Genomic DNA, 18,889 nt, shown 5'->3' with positions numbered 1-18,889 from the left:
TTCAAAACAACTATATAATGGCTTTTAGGAGGGGTGACAATGGTATTGCTTGCAAGCGTCTTTGCTTATAAATCCGTTCAAATGTTTCTCAGATTATCTATCTATATCGTACTGGGAATTGTTGTGCTGGTTGTCCGTCGACATAATAAAAAAAAGACCCGTAAGCGGATGGATCGGCAAACGGAGTATATGATGAAACATACCAGAAAAGATAAGAATGGAAAGTATCCGTGGGAAAACTAAGGAGAATTATGGTATGAACTATTTTGTGGGTGCTTATTTTAACAGTCAGCTGACGGGAATCGAGAAAGCGCAGGTTAATCGACTTAAATTATTTATGGAACAAGGATGGCCGGCAGAGTGCTTATATACAAAATACAATCCCAGAATTCATGAAAATGCGAAAAAATTTGGAATTCAGGGTAAATGCTTTACGCTGTATGATTATTTTCAGGAAGCTGTGGCGGACGATCAAGAACAACCCAAAGATTGGGTTCGTTTTTGGCAGGAAACCTGTCATTTTCGACTTGAGTTTGTTGATATTGCACCTGATATACGAGTATTTGATGAATGTGGCCGCTTTATTATGTACGCACATTTCACAGGTAAAGACTATCAGTGGCCAGTTTATATCAATTACTTTGATCGCGATCATCAGAAGGTACAACGAGATATTTATGACTCGCGAGGCTTTCTTAGTCAGTCGAAATTTTTGCGAGAGCAACAGCAAGTACAAAGCGAATTATTTTTTAACCGTCAAGGACAGATAAAGGTAGAAAAGACCTATCAAGAAATCAACGAGCGAACGACCCTCAAACGAATTATTCTCCGTAGTTATCAGCAACGTGACTATTTCTTTGATACCGAGGCAGAGCTACAAACCTTCTTTTTCAATAACCTGTTTGAAGCTGGTGATGTCTATTTCTGTGATAAGAATGGATACATTGGCCAAGCTTTGGCAGATACTGCCAGTGACATACCTGTGTGCGCAGTCTTTCACAGCACACATGCTAGAGAACAAGATGATGTCATACAATCTCCTTTAAAGAGTCCATATCGCGTACCGCTTGCGAAGCCTGAAAAATTCAGCCATTTCATTGTTTCTACGGAGCTTCAGAAGCAAGATTTATTAGCCCGATTCGATAAGCTACCAACAATTTCGGTGATTCCGGTTGGCTATGTTGGGCGGATTGGTGTAGATTTCAAGAAAAAGAAAGTGCATCGAATCATTGGCGTTGCGCGATTTTCTCCGGAGAAGCAGGTATTACATCAAATTCGAGTCATTGAGCGATTAGCTGCGGAATTTCCCGATATTGAACTACATTTGTTCGGCTTTGGTGGTCAATCGGAAGAGCAGAAATTGCGAGATTATGTAGAACAGCATAAGCTAAAGAATCACGTCTTCTTTCGGGGATTTGTCCCTAATCTAGCTGAAGAGTATGCTCAGGCATCCTTAGAAATGGTGACTAGCAAAGAAGAGGGCTTTTCGTTAACCACATTGGAAGCCTTAAGTCATGGTGTTCCAGTTGTTAGCTACAATATTAATTATGGGCCAACAGAAATGATTGAAGACAATATTAACGGCAATTTAGTGGAACGGGATAATCTAGACGAATTGTATCGGAAGGTTCGCGACTATTTGCGTGACCTGCAGCGGCAAAGCAAGTATATGGGAAATAGTGTGCGTATTGCAGAAAACTATTCTAAAGCGATTGTTGCTCGTAAATGGGGGGATTTGCTAGAGAAAATGGCCTATTAGGATGGACTGGCGAGTGAGAAAGTGGTGAATCACTTCTACGATATCGTTGCGGCAACTCGAAGATTGGCGGGTGTTCGCTCAGCACAAAGGGAGTCATGGCACGCTGGCCACGGCTCCCTTTAAGTCGGTCATTAAGAATTAATTCGGTTCTTGATAATTATAGGGATAAGACTTTCTTACCATAAAAAAGGTTGGTCCCCAATTGATCGGCAATCTGCTTAACCTCATTGGCCGTAACGCCGGCCGGAACCAACGTCAGTCCCACGGAATCCGTGAGGCGCTTGGTCATCGTCCAATCTTCCAGCCGGTCTTCATTGGCCAGACCGGTACTCAAGACGTGATCGAATCCCTGACCGGCCAGCCAGTCGATCGCCACACCGCGATCTTGCGGCCGAATCTGGTCGAAGGCGGTACTAAAGGTAAGGGTCATCCCACCGGCGGCCGCAATCAGGGGGCTCAGCGCCTCTTGGTCGAGCTGATGCTGCAGGGTCAGAGCACCAAAGATGGCGCCGTCTACCCCCAGCTGTTGTGCTTCTAGGAGATCGGCCTCCATCATCTTAATTTCAACGTCATCGTAGGGGCTGTGGCCGCCACGGGGGGCAATCACAACGTCCAAGGTGACCTGGTGCTCGTGGGCGTAACGGACGGCCTCGCCCATGACCCCCTTACTAATGGTGGTGCCACCAACTGCTAGGTTGTCAGCGAGGGCAACCCGCTTGGCACCAGCTTCCACCGCAGCAGGAAGTTGCGGGTAATTTTCTAATAACGGTTCGACTAACAGCAAAATCGTCAATCCTTTCTCAAGTTAGATAGTCGTCAATGAAGCTAACGGTATGGTACAATATACGCACGCTATCAACGGGAGTGAAGCTATTGAAAGCAGAGACGCATAAGTCACGTTCGTGGTTTTGGAACTGGGTGGTCAATAATCGGTTAGTTTCCATACTAACCATCACCCTTCTTATTTTACTCATTTTACTAGTCCTAAGTAAAGTCCCGTGGCTCGCGACGCCGCTGGTTTTAGTCTGGCAAATCGTGGGCTTACCGGTCATTTTGGCGGGGGTCGGTTATTATTTACTCAATCCACTGGTCGACCGGCTGGAGAAGCATCACGTGGGACGGACCTGGTCGATTCTCGGCCTGTTCATCATCGTGGCGCTACTGCTGGTCTGGGGGATTGGCAGCCTCATTCCAATGGTTCAGCGGCAACTGACGACGTTAATCGCCGAGTGGCCGCACTACTGGCAAGAGGTGACCCAGACGCTGTCCACCTGGCTACAGGACGACCGGTTGAGCGGCCTCAAGGATCAATTGGATCACTTTAACCAGCAGCTGGCCGAGCGCTCCTCTTCGGTTATTTCCAGCTTTGCGCAGAGTACGGTTAGCTCCGTGGGAAATATCGTGGGGCGCGTGGTGGCGATTGCGGTTGGGGTGGTGACGGCGCCGTTTATTCTCTTCTATCTGTTAAGAGATGGGCACCAACTGCCGGATTATTTGGCAAAAGTGTTGCCCGTTAAACACCGCGAGTCCGCCAAGCATCTCTTGGTCGAAATGAATCGCCAAGTCAGCAATTACGTCCGAGGACAACTCATCGTGGCCTTTATTGTAGCCATGCTCTTCTACGTGGGTTTTCTGATCATTGGCTTACGCTTTGCCCTGCTATTGGGAATTGTTGCGGGCGTCTTGAATCTGGTGCCGTACCTGGGTTCCTTCTTAGCCATGGTTCCCGCGGTGGTCGTGGCGGCCTTCATCTCGCCGTGGATGCTGGTGAAGGTCCTCATCGTTTTCATCGTGGAACAAACGCTGGAGGGCCGCTTCATTTCACCGCTGGTTCTAGGAAGTTCGTTAAAGATTCACCCGTTAACCATTATTTTTATTTTACTCATTTCCGGGAAAGCCTTTGGCGTCCTTGGCGTCGTCCTGGGGATTCCCGGATACGCCGTGATTCGCGTGATCGCTACCGAGAGTTTTCGCTGGTACCGCCAGTTTGTGGGGGGCTACGAGGAAAATGTCCCGCCTGTGACTGAACAAGGAGAAAAAACACCTGATGAAAAAGATTGATGAAGCGGCCGCTTTTCTAACGGCCCATGTAAACTTATTTCGCTGCCCCGTCTGCCTGGCGCCCTACGACCACGTCGACGGTCACAGCCTGGTCTGCCCCCACGGTCATAACGTGGACCTTTCCAAGAAGGGCACGCTGTACTTCATGCAGCGCGCGGTGGCAAGCGAATATGACAACGCCATGTTAGCGGCACGACGGCGGATGTTGCAAGCCGGATTGTTCGCCGGGATTACCGCCGAATTCGCCGCACAAATGCCCGCCAGCCCCCAGACGATTCTGGACGTGGGGTGTGGGGAAGGGACGCCACTGGCCGATGTGCTCCGGCAACGGGGCGATCGGGATACGGCTATTGGTTTTGACCTCTCCAAACCGGGCATCAACCTGGCCACGCAACTCGGCAGTCCGGCCTTCTTCTGCGTGGCCGATTTGGCCCAGATGCCGTTTAGCGACGATGCCTTTACTACGGTTCTAGACCTCTTCTCACCGTCCGCCTATAAGGAGTTTAATCGGGTGATTGCCCCCGGCGGTCGGTTGCTGAAGGTGATTCCTAACGCCGACTACCTGATTGAGCTGCGTCAGGCCATTTTCCCCGCGGGGAGTGCGCACGCTACCTACGATAACGGCAACGTGTTGGGCCTCTTCAAGCAACACTATCCCACGGCCACATCCCAGCGGATTCGCTACCAAGTTCCGGTACCCACGGAATTGTTCGCGGATCTCATGCTGATGACCCCCATGCACTGGGGGGCCGACGCCGATCAGCTGGCACAGGTCAAGGCCCATCCATTCGACCACATCACGGTCGATGTGACTTTGTTAAGCGCGCAAGTGAACTGAGTAAAACGTTAAAGAATCTTAGGCAGGGGACTTGCGAACCTGACAAAGCGGTGTTATATTTACCCATGAGAAATCGTTTGGCGGTCGATATCAGCTTAGTCTGTTAGCGGCTGACAAGTAGCACTTCACTAAAGTAGCTCCTCGCCGTGCCCACACCGAGGAACTGCTTTTTTTCGACTCTAAGTGACTGTGGTGACTGTCTGATTGCGGTGGCGGCGGGAGAAAAGCGGGCCTTGTCAAAAGCCTACCAGAATGGCTATAATGATGGAACAGAACGAATGTTTGATAGACAGAACGGAGAGAGATTATGACGAATCACATCGCGTTATTTGAACCACTATTTCCGGCCAACACGGGAAATATTGCCCGGACCTGTGCCGGCACGGACACCGTCTTGGACCTGATTAAGCCGCTGGGCTTCTCGGTTGACGATGCCCATTTGAAGCGAGCCGGGTTAGACTACTGGGACAAGGTGGACGTTCGGTACCACGAGAATTTACCGGCCTTTCTGGAATCAATTCCCGATCCGACCCAGCTGTATCTGGTTTCCAAGTTTGCCGACCAGGACTACACCGAACCCGATTACAGTCTGAACGACCACGACCATTACTTCTTATTCGGTAAGGAAACCACCGGTCTGCCGGAACCCTTCATGCGCAAGAACGCCGAGAAGTGTATTCGGATTCCCCAAGACGACCGGCACATTCGGGCGTTGAACCTGTCCAATTCGGCGGCCATCGTGATTTACGAAGTCTTAAGGCAACAACAATTTCCGAATCTCGAACGGGTTCATCAATACCCACACGATAAACTGAAATAATTTATATAACGAAAGGGGGCCGCTTCTTGGCTACGAAACGAAAGACGTCACGGCGTCGGCCAACGAAACGTAAACCGACTAAGCGGCGGACGACGAAAAAGCAGCCGTTTCCCTATACCAGTAACGTCATTGGCCTGGTGCTACTGGCCTTGGCCGCTTTGGGACTCTTTAATCTTGGCCTATTGGGGACGTTGTGGGCCAATTTAATTCGCCTCTTCATTGGGGATACTTATCAGTTTGGCTTGGTGCTAATCGGGGCAGTCGGGGCCGCGCTGGCGGTCACCGGTATGTTACCCCAGTTAGCCCGGCACTATTGGCTCGGCGGGGGCCTCATCTACGGGGGCTGGCTGCTGTGGATCACGGCGAACCACTTCATCGAGGTCGATCAGCACAGCCAATTTCTGGCGACAACCTGGCAGTCGGGCCTAGCTGATCTCTGGAGTGGCGGTCTGACCGCCCAACTTGGTGGCGGGGCAATTGGTGCCCTCGAACTGAGCATTGTGGCCTGGCTAATCGCGTTGGTCGGCGCCCAAGTAGCGGCCTGGCTCATCATGGTTGGCGGGGTCATCGTCTTCTTCCAGATTCCGCTTGCCGATATTCAGCGCTGGCTACAGGCCATCGCACAGGCGCTGCATCACGGCGTCAAGGCCAGCGGGGATGCACTGAAGCGGGGCAACGAAAAGGCCCAAGACTTACGGGCCAAACGTGCCGCGGCTAAGCCGAAACCAACGGCACAAGCGACCGTCACGCCGCAAGACCCGGATGACAAGGAGTTGCCGGAGCCCGTAGCCCAGGCGCATCCCGCCAGTGCCGAGCCGAGCTACCACATTACGGTGGCGGCTGACGAACATCCCGCGGCGCCTAGCAGTGCTGCGGCAACGCCCACCGAGGCCGACGAGCCCGATGAGGCCGGCCTGGTGAACAGCACACCGGTTGATCCGAACTATCAGCTTCCCACGGCGGAGCTACTGAAACAGGTTCCTCCGACCGATCAGACCGACGAAGTGAATGCGATTGATGCCAACACGAAGATTTTGAAGCAGACGCTCGATAGCTTTGGCGTCGACGCCGAGGTCAAAAACGTTAGCCTGGGTCCCTCAGTGACCGAGTACGAACTGCACCCGGCCATCGGGGTCAAGGTTTCTCGGATCGTCAATCTGGCCGATGACCTAGCGCTGGCTTTGGCCGCGAAGGGCATTCGGATTCAGGCACCGATTCCGGGGAAGTCGTTGATTGGGATTGAAGTGCCCAACAAAGAGGTTTCGACCGTGGCCTTTCGTGACGTGGTCGAAGCCCAGCCACCGCATCCCAACAAGCCGTTGCAGGTTCCCCTGGGTCGCAACGTGACCGGCCAAGTCGTCAGCATGGACTTGACCAAGATGCCGCATTTGCTGATTGCCGGGGCGACCGGGAGCGGGAAGTCCGTGGCAATCAACGGCATTATTACCAGTATTTTAATGAATGCGCGGCCGGATCAGGTGAAGCTCATGCTGATTGACCCCAAGAAGGTTGAATTGAGCGTGTACAACGGGATTCCCCACCTCCTCACGCCGGTGGTTTCCGAACCGAAGAAGGCGGCGCGGGCTCTGCACAAGGTGGTGGCGGAGATGGAACGGCGCTATGAACTGTTCTCGCAGTTCGGTCAACGGAAAATCTCCGGCTACAATGCGTTCGTGCAGAAGGCTAATGCCGAAGACGATCAGGCACGACCAACGTTGCCGTACATCGTCGTGGTCGTCGATGAATTGGCCGACTTGATGATGACGGTTTCCAGCGAAGTCGAAGACGCCATCATTCGGTTGGCTCAGATGGGTCGAGCGGCCGGGGTCCACATGATTCTGGCCACGCAACGGCCATCCGTGGACGTCATTACTGGCTTAATCAAGGCCAACGTGCCTTCCCGAATTGCCTTTGCCGTGTCGAGTGGAATTGACTCGCGAACCATTCTGGACACGAACGGGGCCGAAAAGCTACTGGGTCGCGGGGACATGCTCTACCAGCCCGTGGACGCCAATTCACCGGTGCGGGTCCAAGGGGCCTTCATTCCGGATGAAGACGTGGCCAACGTGGTTGATTTCATCAAGCAACAGCAGACCGCTGACTATGACGAAGACATGATGGTCAGCGACGAAGAGATTCAGCAAGAAGAGGCCGGCGACAGCGATGATGAGCTGTTTGACGATGCCTTGAAATTCGTCGTAGAGCAACAAAAGGCCAGCACGTCGCTGTTACAACGGCGATTCCGGATTGGCTACAACCGAGCGGCCCGGATCATGGACGACCTCGAGCAGCGCGGTTACATTGGACCACAGGAGGGCAGTAAGCCCCGCCAGGTCTACAAGCAACCGGACAGTTCGGCCGATCAACCGTCTACCTCGAATTAAGTGATTAAGTGACCTAACCAAGTCTCCCCCTTGCCGTCAAAATTGTTGGCCGGCATGGTTAACGGGCGTATCCTGTTAGCTAAACGGGGGAGGCTTTTTCGATGGTAGGGGAAATGGGAACCAGTTGGCTTAAAGCCATGGTTGAGCTCGTCATAATCGCGGGGGTACTGAGTTTGCCGTTATTTCGGGAACGCCGGCGTAAGCGCGTCACGCGCGAGCGGATTAATCAAAATATTCGCCGCTTGACGGCCGATCTGTTGGCCAATCCACAACGGGATGTTCAGTGGCACACGGATTATCAGAGCTTGCAGGTACTATTGCACGTGTATGCCTCGCTGACCACGCGTGAGGTCACGGCCGTGGTGGTGGAGACGGGGGATCAACTGCTCCAATTGGTCGAAAAGGCCGTCCCCAATCGCCAGGCCGTCGATCAACAGCTGGCGGCGTTGAGGCGTTGCCGGTAAGCGGGGATTAGGCTTAAACGTCAAAAACTAAGCAGAATAGAATAATCGCACCTTGAAATCGCGTGAGTTGATTTCAAGGTGCGATTTTTTTAGCAAGGACTACGGGGGATGAGCGGAAGCTGTTGTGCGAAACCGCTCTCATTAGTTAATTAACTGAATTGACTTATTGCCAGTGGAGCCCACGATTTGTGGCACGCCGGGAGGCCCACCACGCTATGTGGGTTTTATGCAAAAACGAGTGATGACGCGCGTCACTAAATTCAGATGCCGATGCCGGCCAGCAACCTTGTCCGAACTGGTCGCCTCACCGTTCGCCCCAGATGAGCTGGAACGCGGTGGGCAGGACGCCTCGAGCCTGGGAAGCGGTCTCGAGACTCGCCTTGAAACCGCCAAGAACCGGCGTTTCCAAGGCGCCATTATCTAACCGGCTCACGCCGCTCAGATAATCCCACGGCTGAGCTCATCTGGGGCTTCACTCCCGGCTACAAGGGTTGTTGTCCGCACCGATTGGCGATGGTAATCTACCAATTCTAATGGGTATTAACATATTATATGGGATAGTCACTACTCGCCAGAGCTCGCTGGGAGTGGAGATAGTTGTGGTGATATCATTAGCTGGCGGTTGGGATAGGTTACAGCATGGACACTTAGGAGCCGCACGAATTTTGCGTGGATTCCAGGCAAGTTGGAAGCCCATCCTTTGGCTACAGGTGGCTCCATAGTAGGCAGAACTGCTGGCCGGTACTAAGCAACCGGATTTTTGGGCAAAATAAAAGGCAAGTCCCCAGCCAGCTAATGCGCGAGACGACTTACCCTTTAGGCATGTTTAGTTCATGAATGCGGTAATGGCACCGAAAACAAGTGACCCAATCGTTGCGATGATCATAATCCAAACAAAAACGTTGAGAATCTTTTGAAATGTTGATTTCTTTTTCTTTTCCATACGTGAATAGCCACCTCTTTACGTCCCATTTTACTCAACTAGTTTACCGTGGCACCGGTCGAAATGCAACAGGTTCAGCCAACTTGTCAAGGAGATGTTACAAATCCCGGATTGCAAGTCCCTCCTGAAATCTCTATAATATAACGGAGACTAGCAGTGGGGGGAAGTAAAATGACGTTTTGGACCTCGCCGGGTGGGCAACTGGCGGTATTGGCGATTGGGTTCCTGATCATTCGGGGAGCCAAGCGCCTGTTGCGTCGGCATTGGCCGGCCTGGCTGAGTACGTGGGATCTCATGGCACCACTTTTTTTGATTTGCTCATTGGTCTTAATTCCGGCGGGGGCTGGACTGATTCTGCCCTGGCTGGTGATGGGCTGGATGCTGATTGGCGTGTTGGTCACGTTGATTCAGGCGGTTCGCAATCATGAGATTCTATATCCCACGTTCTTTAAGACTTTTTGGCGGCTGACCGACCTCTATTGGCTACTAGGATTCGTGAGCTGTTTCTTACTTGTAATTAGTTAGTTAATGCATAAATATTAATATTTTTGATTATTGAACCGGTTTTTGGGTGAAATATGAAGGGCTTCCAGCCGCGGTGAACAGATGTTCGCCGCGGCTTTTTTAAGCTTTGTGGGGAAATTTATAAAAATTCGGAAACGTTGTGGTAGAAAGTGGGGGCATGTGGTAAACTTGACAATAGTTACAAATAGGGGGTAATGGCCATGTTCATGGGCGAATTTGAACATTCAATTGATACCAAGGGCCGGCTCATTATTCCCGCGAAATTTCGGGAACAGCTTGGCGAACAATTTGTGGTGACCCGCGGCATGGATGGGTGTTTATTCGGTTATCCCATGTCCGAGTGGTCAGCCTTGCAAGAAAAATTGAAAGCCTTGCCAGTTAACCGTAAAGATGCCCGGGCTTTTGTCCGGTTCTTCTACTCCGCCGCGACGGAATGTGAACTGGATAAACAGGGTCGCATCAACTTACCCAAATCTTTGCAGGAACATGCCGCACTGACTAAACAATGTGTGATTGTAGGTGTGGCGAACCGCTTTGAAATTTGGAGTCAAGAACGGTGGGAACAATTTTCCACCGCCGCCGAAGAAGATTTCGACGATATTGCCGAAAATTTAATCGACTTCGGGATGTAGCTCAGGAGAGGAGAGTGTTCATGGAAGACTTTCATCATGTAACGGTTTTGTTAAATGAAGCAGTGGCGGGGTTAGCCATTAAGCCAACGGGCACCTACGTTGACTGCACTCTCGGTGGTGGCGGCCATAGCCAACACATTCTGGAGCAGTTAACCACGGGTCACCTGTATGCCTTTGACCAAGATCAGACCGCGATTACTTACAATCAAGAACATTTAAAAAAGTACGTTGAAGCCGGAAAGCTTACCTTTATCAAGCGTAACTTCCGTCAAATCAAAGAAGAACTCAATGCTCGGGGCATCACCGAGGTCGATGGGATTCTTTACGACCTTGGTGTTTCTTCGCCGCAATTTGACGAGGCCGACCGGGGCTTCAGCTACCAACACGACGCACCGTTAGATATGCGGATGGACCAAAGCGCCAAGCTCACCGCCTGGATCGTGGTCAACGAATGGGACTTTAACGACCTGCTGCGGATCTTCCACCGGTATGGCGAAGAGAAGTTTGCTAAGCCCATCGCCCGCGCCATCGAGCGGCACCGTGCCACGGCCCCCATCGACACCACGGGGCAATTGGTTGAAATCATCAAAGAGGGGATTCCCGCGGCCGCACGGCGGCACGGAGGGCATCCCGCTAAGAAAGTCTTTCAGGCCATCCGCATTGCCGTCAACGATGAATTGGGGGCCCTCGAGGATTCTCTGGAACAGGCGATTGGCTTGCTGGCCTTAAACGGTCGGGTGAGTGTGATTACTTTCCAATCTCTGGAAGATCGGTTAGTCAAAACCATGTTCCGGGAAAATTCTTCACTGCCGGAGTTGCCACACGGTATTCCGGTCATTCCGGACAATTTGCAACCCGATTACCAGCTGGTTAACCGCAAGCCGATTACACCATCGCCAGCAGAATTAGCGGCCAATCACCGGGCACATAGCGCGAAACTGCGAATTTTAGAAAAAGTTAAATAGTTAAACCAATCACTAAATATTGACATAGGAAGATGATCAATTATGGCGCAAAATAATTTAGCTGAAGCCGTTCCCCTAACACCGGAACCCCAACAACGCCCAAACATAGAACAACCGCAACGGCAAGCGCAGCCCCAGGTTCAACCGCAGGGCAATCCGAACAGCCACAAGTTACCGGTTTCTAAATTTGAAAAATGTTTGATGACCGTGTGCGGCCTAGTTTTAGCCGTGCTGATGGTCTGTGTCGTTTCCGCGAAAATTTCATTGAGCAATGCCCAGCACGAGCTACAAAGCGTCAATAGTGCTGTGACCACCTATACCAATCGCAATACCAATAAGCAACAACAAATAAATGAGTTGCAGAGTCGTAGTCGGCTTGATAAAATTGCTAAAAAGCAAGGTCTATCGCTCCAAAACGACCGTATAAGGAATGTTAACAAATAATGAAAGACCCAAATAAGCGACAAATGATGAATAAGCAACCCCGCAGGAACCGGAAGTACGTTGGCCAGTTTCTGTTTTTCCTTTTCATTGCGGTTTTTATCCTCATCGTTGGTCGCTTTTCGTATATCTCCATTGGTAAAAAGGTCCAAAACGTCAATCTGAGTGCGTCTGCCCAGAAGCTCTACACGGCCAACGAGACCTTGAAGGCCAAGCGGGGAACCATCTACGATGCCAACGGGCAGGCGATTGCCGAGGACACCAGTGTTTACTCCCTGTATGTCGTGCTCGACAAGCGGCAGAAGAGTGTGGATGGACAGAAACTGTATGCCACGAATAAGGAAAAGATTGCCACGGTGTTGGCGAAGTACCTGCCAATCAGTCGTAAGAAGGCCTTGAAGATTCTCAACCCTAGTTCGGGGCACCCGTTCCAGGTTGAATTTGGGACGGCCGGCCAGAATATCTCGTTGACCACCAAGCAGAAGATTCAAAACGAACATCTCAGCGGGGTCAATTTCATTCAGCAGGAATCCCGCCTCTATCCGAACGGGACGTTTGCCTCTCACCTGATTGGCCTAGCGCAGCCCAAGACCACCAGCAACGGCCAGACCACGCTAACCGGCTCGATGGGGATCGAACAGGCCTTCAACAAGCAACTGACCGGGACCAACGGCTCACAGAAGATTAAGAAGGACATGTACGGCTACCAGCTACCGGGCACCAAGCAGAAGTCGAAGAAGGCTAAGAACGGCGACAACGTGTACACCACGCTGGATACGCGCCTGCAGACGCTGCTGGAAACCGAAATGAGTAGTGTCCAGAGTCAGGTGAAGGCTAGTTCGATGAATGCGGTCTTGATGAACGCCAAGACGGGGGCCATTCTCGCCGCCACGCAACGGCCGACGTTTAACGCCACGACCAAGAAGGGCATTAACCAGATCTGGCGGGACACGTTGGTTCAGGACGCTTACGAACCCGGGTCCACCATGAAGATCTTTACGCTGGCTTCCTCGATTGATAGTGGCAACTACAATGGGAACGCCACCTATCAATCCGGAAAATACGCGATTGGCAACCAAACCGTGCCCGATTGGAACACCTCCGGGTGGGGAACGATTACCTATAACAAGGGGTTTGCGCTGTCCAGTAACGTTGCCATGGCCCACTTGGAACAACAGATGGGGGCCAAGACCTGGAAGAAGTATATCAACCGTTTCCGTTTCCTCAAGAGCACGAACTCCGGTCTGCCTGGTGAATTGAGCGGAAGCATTGCGTTCCAGCGCCCGATTGAACAAGCTGATACGGCGTTTGGCCAAGGAATTCAGGTCACGGTCTTCCAGATGCTGCAGGCATTGACGGCCGTCAGCAATGATGGGAAAATGATGAAGCCGTACGTGATTAGTAAGGTGACCGACCCGAACACCAATGAGACGGTTCAGAAATACTCGCCCAAGGTCATGGGCAACCCAATTTCTGCTAAAACGGCGAAATCCGTCCGAAAACATATGGAAGATGTCGTCTATAAGAGTTATGGTATTGGGAGTGACTACAAGATGAGTGGGCAACGTGTGGCCGTCAAGACTGGGACCGCCCAGGTTAGTAACGGGAAGGGGTATTTGTCGGGCGATGACAACTATCTCTACTCCGTAGCGGCCATGGTGCCGGCTAGCCATCCTAAGTACGTGATGTACATCACGATGAAGCAACCCCACCTCGGGAGTAAGACGGCAACGCAACTGCTGGCTTCGATCATGAAGCCGGTCATGGCCCGGGCCTTGCAAGAAGATACAGAGGCCAAGACTACCAAGGTGGCCAAGATGCCCGCCGTTACCGGTAAGTCGCTCACAGCAGCCACCAGCGCACTGACCAAGGCTGGCGCCACGGTCACCACGTTGGGGACGGGTCAGAAAGTCACCAAACAATCCGTCGCCGCCGGAACCACGCTGTATCAGAAGCAGCGCGTCTTCCTGAGTACGGGGGGCACCGTCGCACTGCCAAGTCTGACGGGCTGGTCGAAGGGTGATGTGGTAAAATTAGCTCAGATCGAGGGCTTAAAGCTCAACGTCATCGGTGACGGGTATGTCACGAAACAAAGTGTGAAGGCGGGCACCACCGTTGCCTCCGGCGCAACGTTAACGGTGACCCTGAAACAAAATAAATAAGAATGAGGATTGAGAAAGAGAAATGATGAATGTCGTTATACCCTTACTGGGTGGTTTTATAATTACCGTGGCGTTTATGCCAGCACTAATCCGCTACTTCAGAGCACGTCACGAAGGTCAGATGATTCGTGAAGAGGGGCCGACCTGGCACGAGAAAAAGTCGGGGACCCCGACGATGGGGGGCCTGCTTTACATCATTGCCATCGTCGTCATGACGCTGGTGACGAGCTTTGCGTTAGCGCCGCACCACATGCTCTCCACGACCTGGATTCTCTTGTTTATCCTGGTCCTTTACGGGGCGCTGGGGATGTGGGACGACAGTATCAAGCTGTTCCACCGTCAAAATGAGGGACTCAAGGCTTGGCAAAAATTGCTGGGCCAAATCGTGGGTGCCCTGATTCTATTCTGGGTTTACACGCACGAGCAGTTACCCATGGCTCTGCACGTTCCGGGGTTGGGCGACTGGCACATGAGCGGCTGGTACGCCGTCTTCATTATCCTGTGGTTGGTCGGCTTCTCGAATGCCGTGAATTTGACTGATGGGCTGGATGGCCTGGTCAGTGGGTTGGCTAGCATTGCCTTTACGGCTTACGGGATCGTGGCCTACCAACAACATCAAATTAATATTGCTATCTTTTGTTTTGCCGTAGTCGGCAGTCTTCTCGGTTTTCTCATCTTTAATCACAAGCCCGCAAAGATTTTCATGGGTGACACCGGTTCGCTGGCCCTCGGTGGGGCATTAGCAGCGGTTTCCATCCTGTTGCATCATGAACTATCGTTGCTGTGGATTGGATTAATCTTTGTGATTGAGACGGCGAGTGTGATGCTGCAAGTTGCCTCATTCAAGTTGACGGGCAAGCGAATTTTCCTGATGAGTCCGATTCACCACCACTTCGAAATGAAGGGTTGGAGTGAATGGAAGATTGACCTGACATTCTGGGGAATTGGCTTGGTAACCGCGTTGACGGGTGTGTGGACGATTCTTGCCAAGTAAGCACGGACGACTAATGGGCTAGCTTGCTCGTTAGAGTGGGGCTAGCCCTTTTTTAGTCAAGAGGTTATTGGAAACAAGGGACTTGGCTGACCGTCGCTACAAGATTAACCGATTATTGCAGATCAGGACTACTGGGTGGACGGCAAGGCGGTCAGTCCACGCGACGTTGCCCAAATCATCGAATTTTGGACGATGAGGGGCAGATTTAACCCAAAATCCTGACGAATATCGAAGATTTCTTGTAGATTTTGGCAGAATTAGTGAGATAACGCGGCTAACCTGATAAACTAGAGGTAGTGCCGAATTTAGGGAAATCAGTGGCGAAAGGTTCGGGTTTTCAACGTGGCACCATCGAAGCTGTCCCACTGTTATTTCGGAACAAGGTTGACCGGTAGTCCGGCCGACCGGTTAAAACAATTAAATCAAGTAACACTAAGAATGAATGGAGAGCGAACGGCATTATGAAGCAGATCACGACATATGCAGGGAAAAAGGTGCTGGTCTTAGGATTGGCTAAGAGCGGCACCAATGCAGCAAAATTATTAAAGCGTTTGGGGGCTACGGTCACCGTCAGTGATGTGCAACCATTGGCAGAAAATAAGGACGCCCAGGAATTGCAGGCGGCTGGCTTCAAGGTGATCTTGGGCAAGCAAACGCCAGATCTGTTAGATGCCGGCTACGACCTCATGGTAAAGAACCCCGGAATTCCGTACGATGTGCCTGTGGTTAAGCGCGCCTTGGAATTAAAGCTACCCATCATCACCGAAATGGAACTGACGAGTGAGGTGGCCGAGGCCGAGCTGGTCGCCGTCACCGGGAGTAACGGGAAGACCACGACGACCACGATGATTCAAAAGATGTTGGATCACGACCGGACTGCCGGCCACGCCGTTTACGCCGGTAACATTGGGGTCCCCGCTAGCAAGGTGGCCCAAGAAGTGACGGCCGACGACACGCTGGTGCTAGAAGTCTCCAGCTTCATGCTGGTCGGGACCACCGAGTTTCATCCCCACATTGCCGTGTTGACGAACATCTTCTCCAATCACTTGGACTATCACAAGACGCGGGCCAACTATGTGGCGGCTAAGATGAAGATTACCGCTAATCAAACGGCGGCGGACTATTTCGTGGTGAACTTCGACAATCCCGAGTGGCGTGAGTTGAGCCAACAATCTGCGGCTCAAGTCGTCCCGTTTTCCCGGTTGAACAAGACCCAGGATGGGGCCTACGAGGCCGATGGCGAGCTGTATTTCCGCGGCGAACGGATCATGGCCGCCAGCGACATCAAGGTACCTGGTGATCACAACGTGGAGAACGCCCTGGCCGCCATCGCGGTTGCCAAGATCAAGGGTGTCAGCACCGCGGCAATCGTCAGCGTCCTGAAGAGTTTCGGGGGCGTGCGTCACCGGACCCAGTACGTGCTGGAGGCCGAGGGTCGTCAATACTACAATGACTCCAAGGCGACCGACATGGAAGCCACCGAGATGGCCTTGAAGGGCTTCAAGGCGCCGGTGGTCTTACTGGCGGGTGGCCTGGATCGCGGGTACACCTTCGAGAAGCTTGTGCCTTCCTTGAAGGCCCACGTCAAGGCCATCGTGCTCTTTGGCCAGACGGCCGATCTGCTAGAAGACGCGGCTAAACAGGCGGGGATTACGACCATCAAGAAAGTCGAAAACGCCGAAGCCGGTGTGCCGGTGGCTTATCAACTGAGCGATCCCGGCGATATTATTCTCTTATCGCCAGCCAATGCCAGTTGGGATCAGTACCCGAACTTTGAGGTCCGCGGCGATCGGTTTATCAAAGCCGTGGAAGACCTCACGGGTAAGCAGGAGGAAAAGTAAATGCGACTAATCGTATCGGGTGGCGGTACCGGTGGGCATATTTACCCAGCACTGGCGCTGATCAAAGCTTTAAAGAAACGGGACCCCAACGCCGAGGTCCTCTACGTGGGGTCCGAACGGGGCCTGGAGAGTAGCATTGTGCCGGCCAAGGGCATTCCCTTTAAGTCGACGAAGATCCAAGGGTTTAAGCGTTCACTGTCTTTAGAGAACTTCAAGACCCTCTACCTCTTCCTCAAGAGCGTCCACGAAACCAAGAAGATGATTAAAGAATTCAAACCGGACGTGGTCGTGGGTACCGGGGGGTACGTCTCGGGTGCCGTGGTCTATGCGGCCAGTCGGTTGCACGTGCCAACGATGATTCACGAGCAAAACAGCGTGGTGGGGATTACCAACCGGTTCCTCAGCCGTTACGTGGATCGGATTGCCTACGTCTTCGATGCGGCGCTGGATCAATTGCCAGCCAGCAAGATGGTGAAGACCGGGAATCCCCGGGCCCAGGAAGCCGCCGAGGTGGTCAGCAACTTTAGCTGGCGCACCTACAACCTCAAGGATGATGTGCCAACCTTATTGATCTTTGGGGGCTCACAAGGGGCGCTCAAGATTAATTCGGCGACGGTGGCGGCCATTCCGGCGTTTAACCAGCGGGACTATCAAGTGGTCTTCGTCACCGGGCAGAAACGTTACGACGGCGTGATGGACCAACTCAAGGCCACCACGATTGGCGACAACGTGGTCATTAAGCCGTACATTCCCAACATGCCGGAGGTTCTGCCTAAGGTGGCGGCCATTGTGGGGCGTGCCGGGGCCACCAGCATCGCCGAAATTACGGCCGATGGGATTCCGTCCATCTTGATTCCCAGTCCCTATGTGACGGCGGATCATCAAACCAAGAATGCCCGGTCGTTGGCTAACGTGGGTGCGGCCGAAATCATCAAGGAGGCCGACCTGACCGGGGAGACCCTGGTGGCCAAGGCCGACCAACTGATGACCGACGATGATTTGCGGCAAGATATGGCGTCCGCCTCTAAACAACTAGGGGTACCGGATGCCGCGGACCGGGTCTTGGACGTGGTTCTTTCACTCAAGCGTGACTAGCGCGCTAATCCAGCAAGTGGGGGGTGTGCGGCTGTGAAGTTTCGTTTGAACCGCAACGACAAGAAGCAACAAGAAACGCTGACGCCGTGGGAAAGTTATCAGAAGAAAGCGGCGGCCCAGCGCAAGCAAGCCAGAGCACCGAAGTGGATTCACCAGGCCAAACGCATCGGGGACAAATTACCCCGATTAAAGCACCAACGGAACCGCAAGTTGGTCCGCCGGTTAGCCATACTGTTGACCAGCTTTGCGGTGGTGATTGGGGCCATGGTCTACTTGGTTTCCCCGCTCAGTCACTTGCAAACCGTGACGGTCCGAGGGGCCCACGCGTTGAGTGCGCGTCGCGTTCAGCGCGCCGTGCAGATTCAGCCGGGCGATTCAATCTTCAAGTTGTTGGGACACACTCAACGGCTGGAGCGCCAGGCGCCGCAACGGAATTCGCGGCTTAAGAAGGTCACGATTCACTTTAAACGGCCAAATCACGCCACGATTCAAGTCACCGAATACGCTACCGCGGGCTACGTGATGAAGCAAAATCGTTACTATGAAGTCTTAGAAAATGGTATTGTTAGTGGACAATCGGTTACCCAACCCAAAAGTGGGACGCCGGTGTATGGTAATTTCAAGAGTGCCCAACGGCTACACCGCATGATTCTGCAGTATGCCAAGCTGGATTCGGAGATTAAACGCAATATCAGTGAGATTCACGATGCCCCGAGCAAGGACAATCCTAACCGGGTGCATCTCTTCATGAACGACGGGAACGAAGTCTACGCAAGCATCTCCACGTTTGCCCAGAAAATGGCGTATTATCCGGGGATTGCGGCGAAGATGAAGCAAAAAGGTGTGGTCAATTTGGAAGTGGGGGCGTACTCGACCCCCTTTACAAAATAATTCATTTTGATTGCAACGGCGAAAAAGCGTCAATAAGGCTTTTTCAACCCCTAGTAAATGTGGTAAACTGAAAA

General features: G+C 52.4%; 18 protein-coding genes. 16 read left to right on the top strand and 2 right to left on the bottom strand.

What is annotated here, in order from left to right:
* Positions 1-39: 39 nt before the first annotated feature.
* Both V8I28_RS02405 and V8I28_RS02400 read left to right on the top strand, forming a co-directional pair.
* Positions 40-243 (top strand): hypothetical protein, encoded by a 204-nt coding sequence (locus tag V8I28_RS02405; RefSeq protein WP_341778517.1) that lies wholly within the window; start codon positions 40-42, stop codon positions 241-243.
* Between the two features lie 13 nt (positions 244-256).
* A complete protein-coding gene (locus tag V8I28_RS02400; protein WP_341778516.1) occupies positions 257-1,759 on the top strand; it encodes a glycosyltransferase in 1,503 nt (500 codons plus the stop codon).
* Positions 1,760-1,916: 157 nt separating this feature from the next.
* Here the strand turns inward: V8I28_RS02400 and V8I28_RS02395 are convergent, their stop codons facing one another.
* Positions 1,917-2,543: a copper homeostasis protein CutC gene (locus V8I28_RS02395; protein WP_341778515.1), complete on the bottom strand. Its 627-nt coding sequence runs from the start codon at positions 2,541-2,543 to the stop codon at positions 1,917-1,919.
* Positions 2,544-2,632: 89 nt separating this feature from the next.
* Between V8I28_RS02395 and V8I28_RS02390 the strand changes: the two genes are divergently transcribed.
* The 5 genes from V8I28_RS02390 (at position 2,633) to V8I28_RS02370 (ending at position 8,326) form a co-directional block, all read left to right on the top strand.
* Positions 2,633-3,820, top strand: coding sequence for an AI-2E family transporter (locus V8I28_RS02390; RefSeq protein WP_341778514.1), 1,188 nt, complete (start codon positions 2,633-2,635; stop codon positions 3,818-3,820).
* A complete protein-coding gene (locus tag V8I28_RS02385; RefSeq protein ID WP_341778513.1) occupies positions 3,807-4,658 on the top strand; it encodes a methyltransferase domain-containing protein in 852 nt (283 codons plus the stop codon). The genes V8I28_RS02390 and V8I28_RS02385 overlap by 14 nt, the downstream gene beginning before the upstream one ends.
* 307 nt (positions 4,659-4,965) lie before the next feature.
* Positions 4,966-5,478 carry a tRNA (cytidine(34)-2'-O)-methyltransferase gene (locus V8I28_RS02380; RefSeq protein ID WP_341778512.1) on the top strand — a complete coding sequence of 171 codons (513 nt, stop codon included), beginning with the start codon at positions 4,966-4,968 and terminating at the stop codon, positions 5,476-5,478.
* A gap of 26 nt (positions 5,479-5,504) precedes the next feature.
* Positions 5,505-7,862, top strand: a complete 2,358-nt coding sequence (locus V8I28_RS02375) for an FtsK/SpoIIIE family DNA translocase (protein WP_341778511.1) — start codon at positions 5,505-5,507, stop codon at positions 7,860-7,862.
* Positions 7,863-7,963: 101 nt separating this feature from the next.
* On the top strand, positions 7,964-8,326 hold the full coding sequence (locus V8I28_RS02370; RefSeq protein WP_341778510.1) for a hypothetical protein: 363 nt from the start codon (positions 7,964-7,966) through the stop codon (positions 8,324-8,326).
* Between the two features lie 826 nt (positions 8,327-9,152).
* Here V8I28_RS02370 and V8I28_RS02365 read toward each other — a convergent pair.
* On the bottom strand, positions 9,153-9,269 hold the full coding sequence (locus V8I28_RS02365) for a DUF4044 domain-containing protein (protein WP_020088822.1): 117 nt from the start codon (positions 9,267-9,269) through the stop codon (positions 9,153-9,155).
* A gap of 171 nt (positions 9,270-9,440) precedes the next feature.
* Here V8I28_RS02365 and V8I28_RS02360 point away from each other — a divergent pair, with 171 nt between their 5' ends.
* The 9 genes from V8I28_RS02360 to V8I28_RS02320 all read left to right on the top strand — a co-directional run bounded on the left by V8I28_RS02360 (position 9,441) and on the right by V8I28_RS02320 (position 18,815).
* Entirely contained in the window at positions 9,441-9,794 is a 354-nt protein-coding gene (locus tag V8I28_RS02360; RefSeq protein WP_341778509.1) for a DUF3397 family protein, read from the top strand.
* Positions 9,795-9,994: 200 nt separating this feature from the next.
* Positions 9,995-10,426, top strand: coding sequence for a division/cell wall cluster transcriptional repressor MraZ (mraZ, locus tag V8I28_RS02355; RefSeq protein ID WP_233670264.1), 432 nt, complete (start codon positions 9,995-9,997; stop codon positions 10,424-10,426).
* A 20-nt stretch (positions 10,427-10,446) separates the two neighbouring features.
* Entirely contained in the window at positions 10,447-11,391 is a 945-nt protein-coding gene (gene rsmH, locus V8I28_RS02350; protein ID WP_341778508.1) for a 16S rRNA (cytosine(1402)-N(4))-methyltransferase RsmH, read from the top strand.
* Between the two features lie 42 nt (positions 11,392-11,433).
* Entirely contained in the window at positions 11,434-11,835 is a 402-nt protein-coding gene (ftsL, locus tag V8I28_RS02345; protein ID WP_341778507.1) for a cell division protein FtsL, read from the top strand.
* Positions 11,835-13,994, top strand: a complete 2,160-nt coding sequence (locus tag V8I28_RS02340) for a penicillin-binding transpeptidase domain-containing protein (protein ID WP_341778506.1) — start codon at positions 11,835-11,837, stop codon at positions 13,992-13,994. The genes ftsL and V8I28_RS02340 overlap by 1 nt, the downstream gene beginning before the upstream one ends.
* Before the next feature lie 22 nt (positions 13,995-14,016).
* Complete coding sequence (gene mraY, locus V8I28_RS02335; protein WP_445928168.1) at positions 14,017-14,988, top strand: phospho-N-acetylmuramoyl-pentapeptide-transferase; 972 nt, start codon at positions 14,017-14,019, stop codon at positions 14,986-14,988.
* A 461-nt stretch (positions 14,989-15,449) separates the two neighbouring features.
* Positions 15,450-16,829 carry a UDP-N-acetylmuramoyl-L-alanine--D-glutamate ligase gene (murD, locus tag V8I28_RS02330; protein WP_341778504.1) on the top strand — a complete coding sequence of 460 codons (1,380 nt, stop codon included), beginning with the start codon at positions 15,450-15,452 and terminating at the stop codon, positions 16,827-16,829.
* On the top strand, positions 16,830-17,924 hold the full coding sequence (gene murG, locus V8I28_RS02325; RefSeq protein ID WP_341778503.1) for an undecaprenyldiphospho-muramoylpentapeptide beta-N-acetylglucosaminyltransferase: 1,095 nt from the start codon (positions 16,830-16,832) through the stop codon (positions 17,922-17,924).
* 33 nt (positions 17,925-17,957) lie between these two features.
* On the top strand, positions 17,958-18,815 hold the full coding sequence (locus tag V8I28_RS02320; RefSeq protein WP_341778502.1) for a cell division protein FtsQ/DivIB: 858 nt from the start codon (positions 17,958-17,960) through the stop codon (positions 18,813-18,815).
* Positions 18,816-18,889: the final 74 nt, after the last annotated feature.

This window comes from Levilactobacillus sp. HBUAS70063 (genome assembly GCF_038374745.1).
Classification (GTDB): domain Bacteria; phylum Bacillota; class Bacilli; order Lactobacillales; family Lactobacillaceae; genus Levilactobacillus.
Note: the sequence above shows the minus strand (reverse complement) of the source record. Positions and strands in the feature narration are given on the sequence as shown.

Coding starts and splice junctions, on each gene's coding strand:
- V8I28_RS02405 (WP_341778517.1), top strand. CDS start 40: ATGGTATTGCTTGCAAGCGTCTTTGCTTATAAATCCGTTCAAATGTTT.
- V8I28_RS02400 (WP_341778516.1), top strand. CDS start 257: ATGAACTATTTTGTGGGTGCTTATTTTAACAGTCAGCTGACGGGAATC.
- V8I28_RS02385 (WP_341778513.1), top strand. CDS start 3,807: ATGAAAAAGATTGATGAAGCGGCCGCTTTTCTAACGGCCCATGTAAAC.
- V8I28_RS02380 (WP_341778512.1), top strand. CDS start 4,966: ATGACGAATCACATCGCGTTATTTGAACCACTATTTCCGGCCAACACG.
- V8I28_RS02370 (WP_341778510.1), top strand. CDS start 7,964: ATGGTAGGGGAAATGGGAACCAGTTGGCTTAAAGCCATGGTTGAGCTC.
- V8I28_RS02365 (WP_020088822.1), bottom strand. CDS start 9,269: ATGGAAAAGAAAAAGAAATCAACATTTCAAAAGATTCTCAACGTTTTT.
- V8I28_RS02360 (WP_341778509.1), top strand. CDS start 9,441: ATGACGTTTTGGACCTCGCCGGGTGGGCAACTGGCGGTATTGGCGATT.
- mraZ (WP_233670264.1), top strand. CDS start 9,995: ATGTTCATGGGCGAATTTGAACATTCAATTGATACCAAGGGCCGGCTC.
- rsmH (WP_341778508.1), top strand. CDS start 10,447: ATGGAAGACTTTCATCATGTAACGGTTTTGTTAAATGAAGCAGTGGCG.
- ftsL (WP_341778507.1), top strand. CDS start 11,434: ATGGCGCAAAATAATTTAGCTGAAGCCGTTCCCCTAACACCGGAACCC.
- V8I28_RS02340 (WP_341778506.1), top strand. CDS start 11,835: ATGAAAGACCCAAATAAGCGACAAATGATGAATAAGCAACCCCGCAGG.
- mraY (WP_445928168.1), top strand. CDS start 14,017: ATGATGAATGTCGTTATACCCTTACTGGGTGGTTTTATAATTACCGTG.
- murD (WP_341778504.1), top strand. CDS start 15,450: ATGAAGCAGATCACGACATATGCAGGGAAAAAGGTGCTGGTCTTAGGA.
- murG (WP_341778503.1), top strand. CDS start 16,830: ATGCGACTAATCGTATCGGGTGGCGGTACCGGTGGGCATATTTACCCA.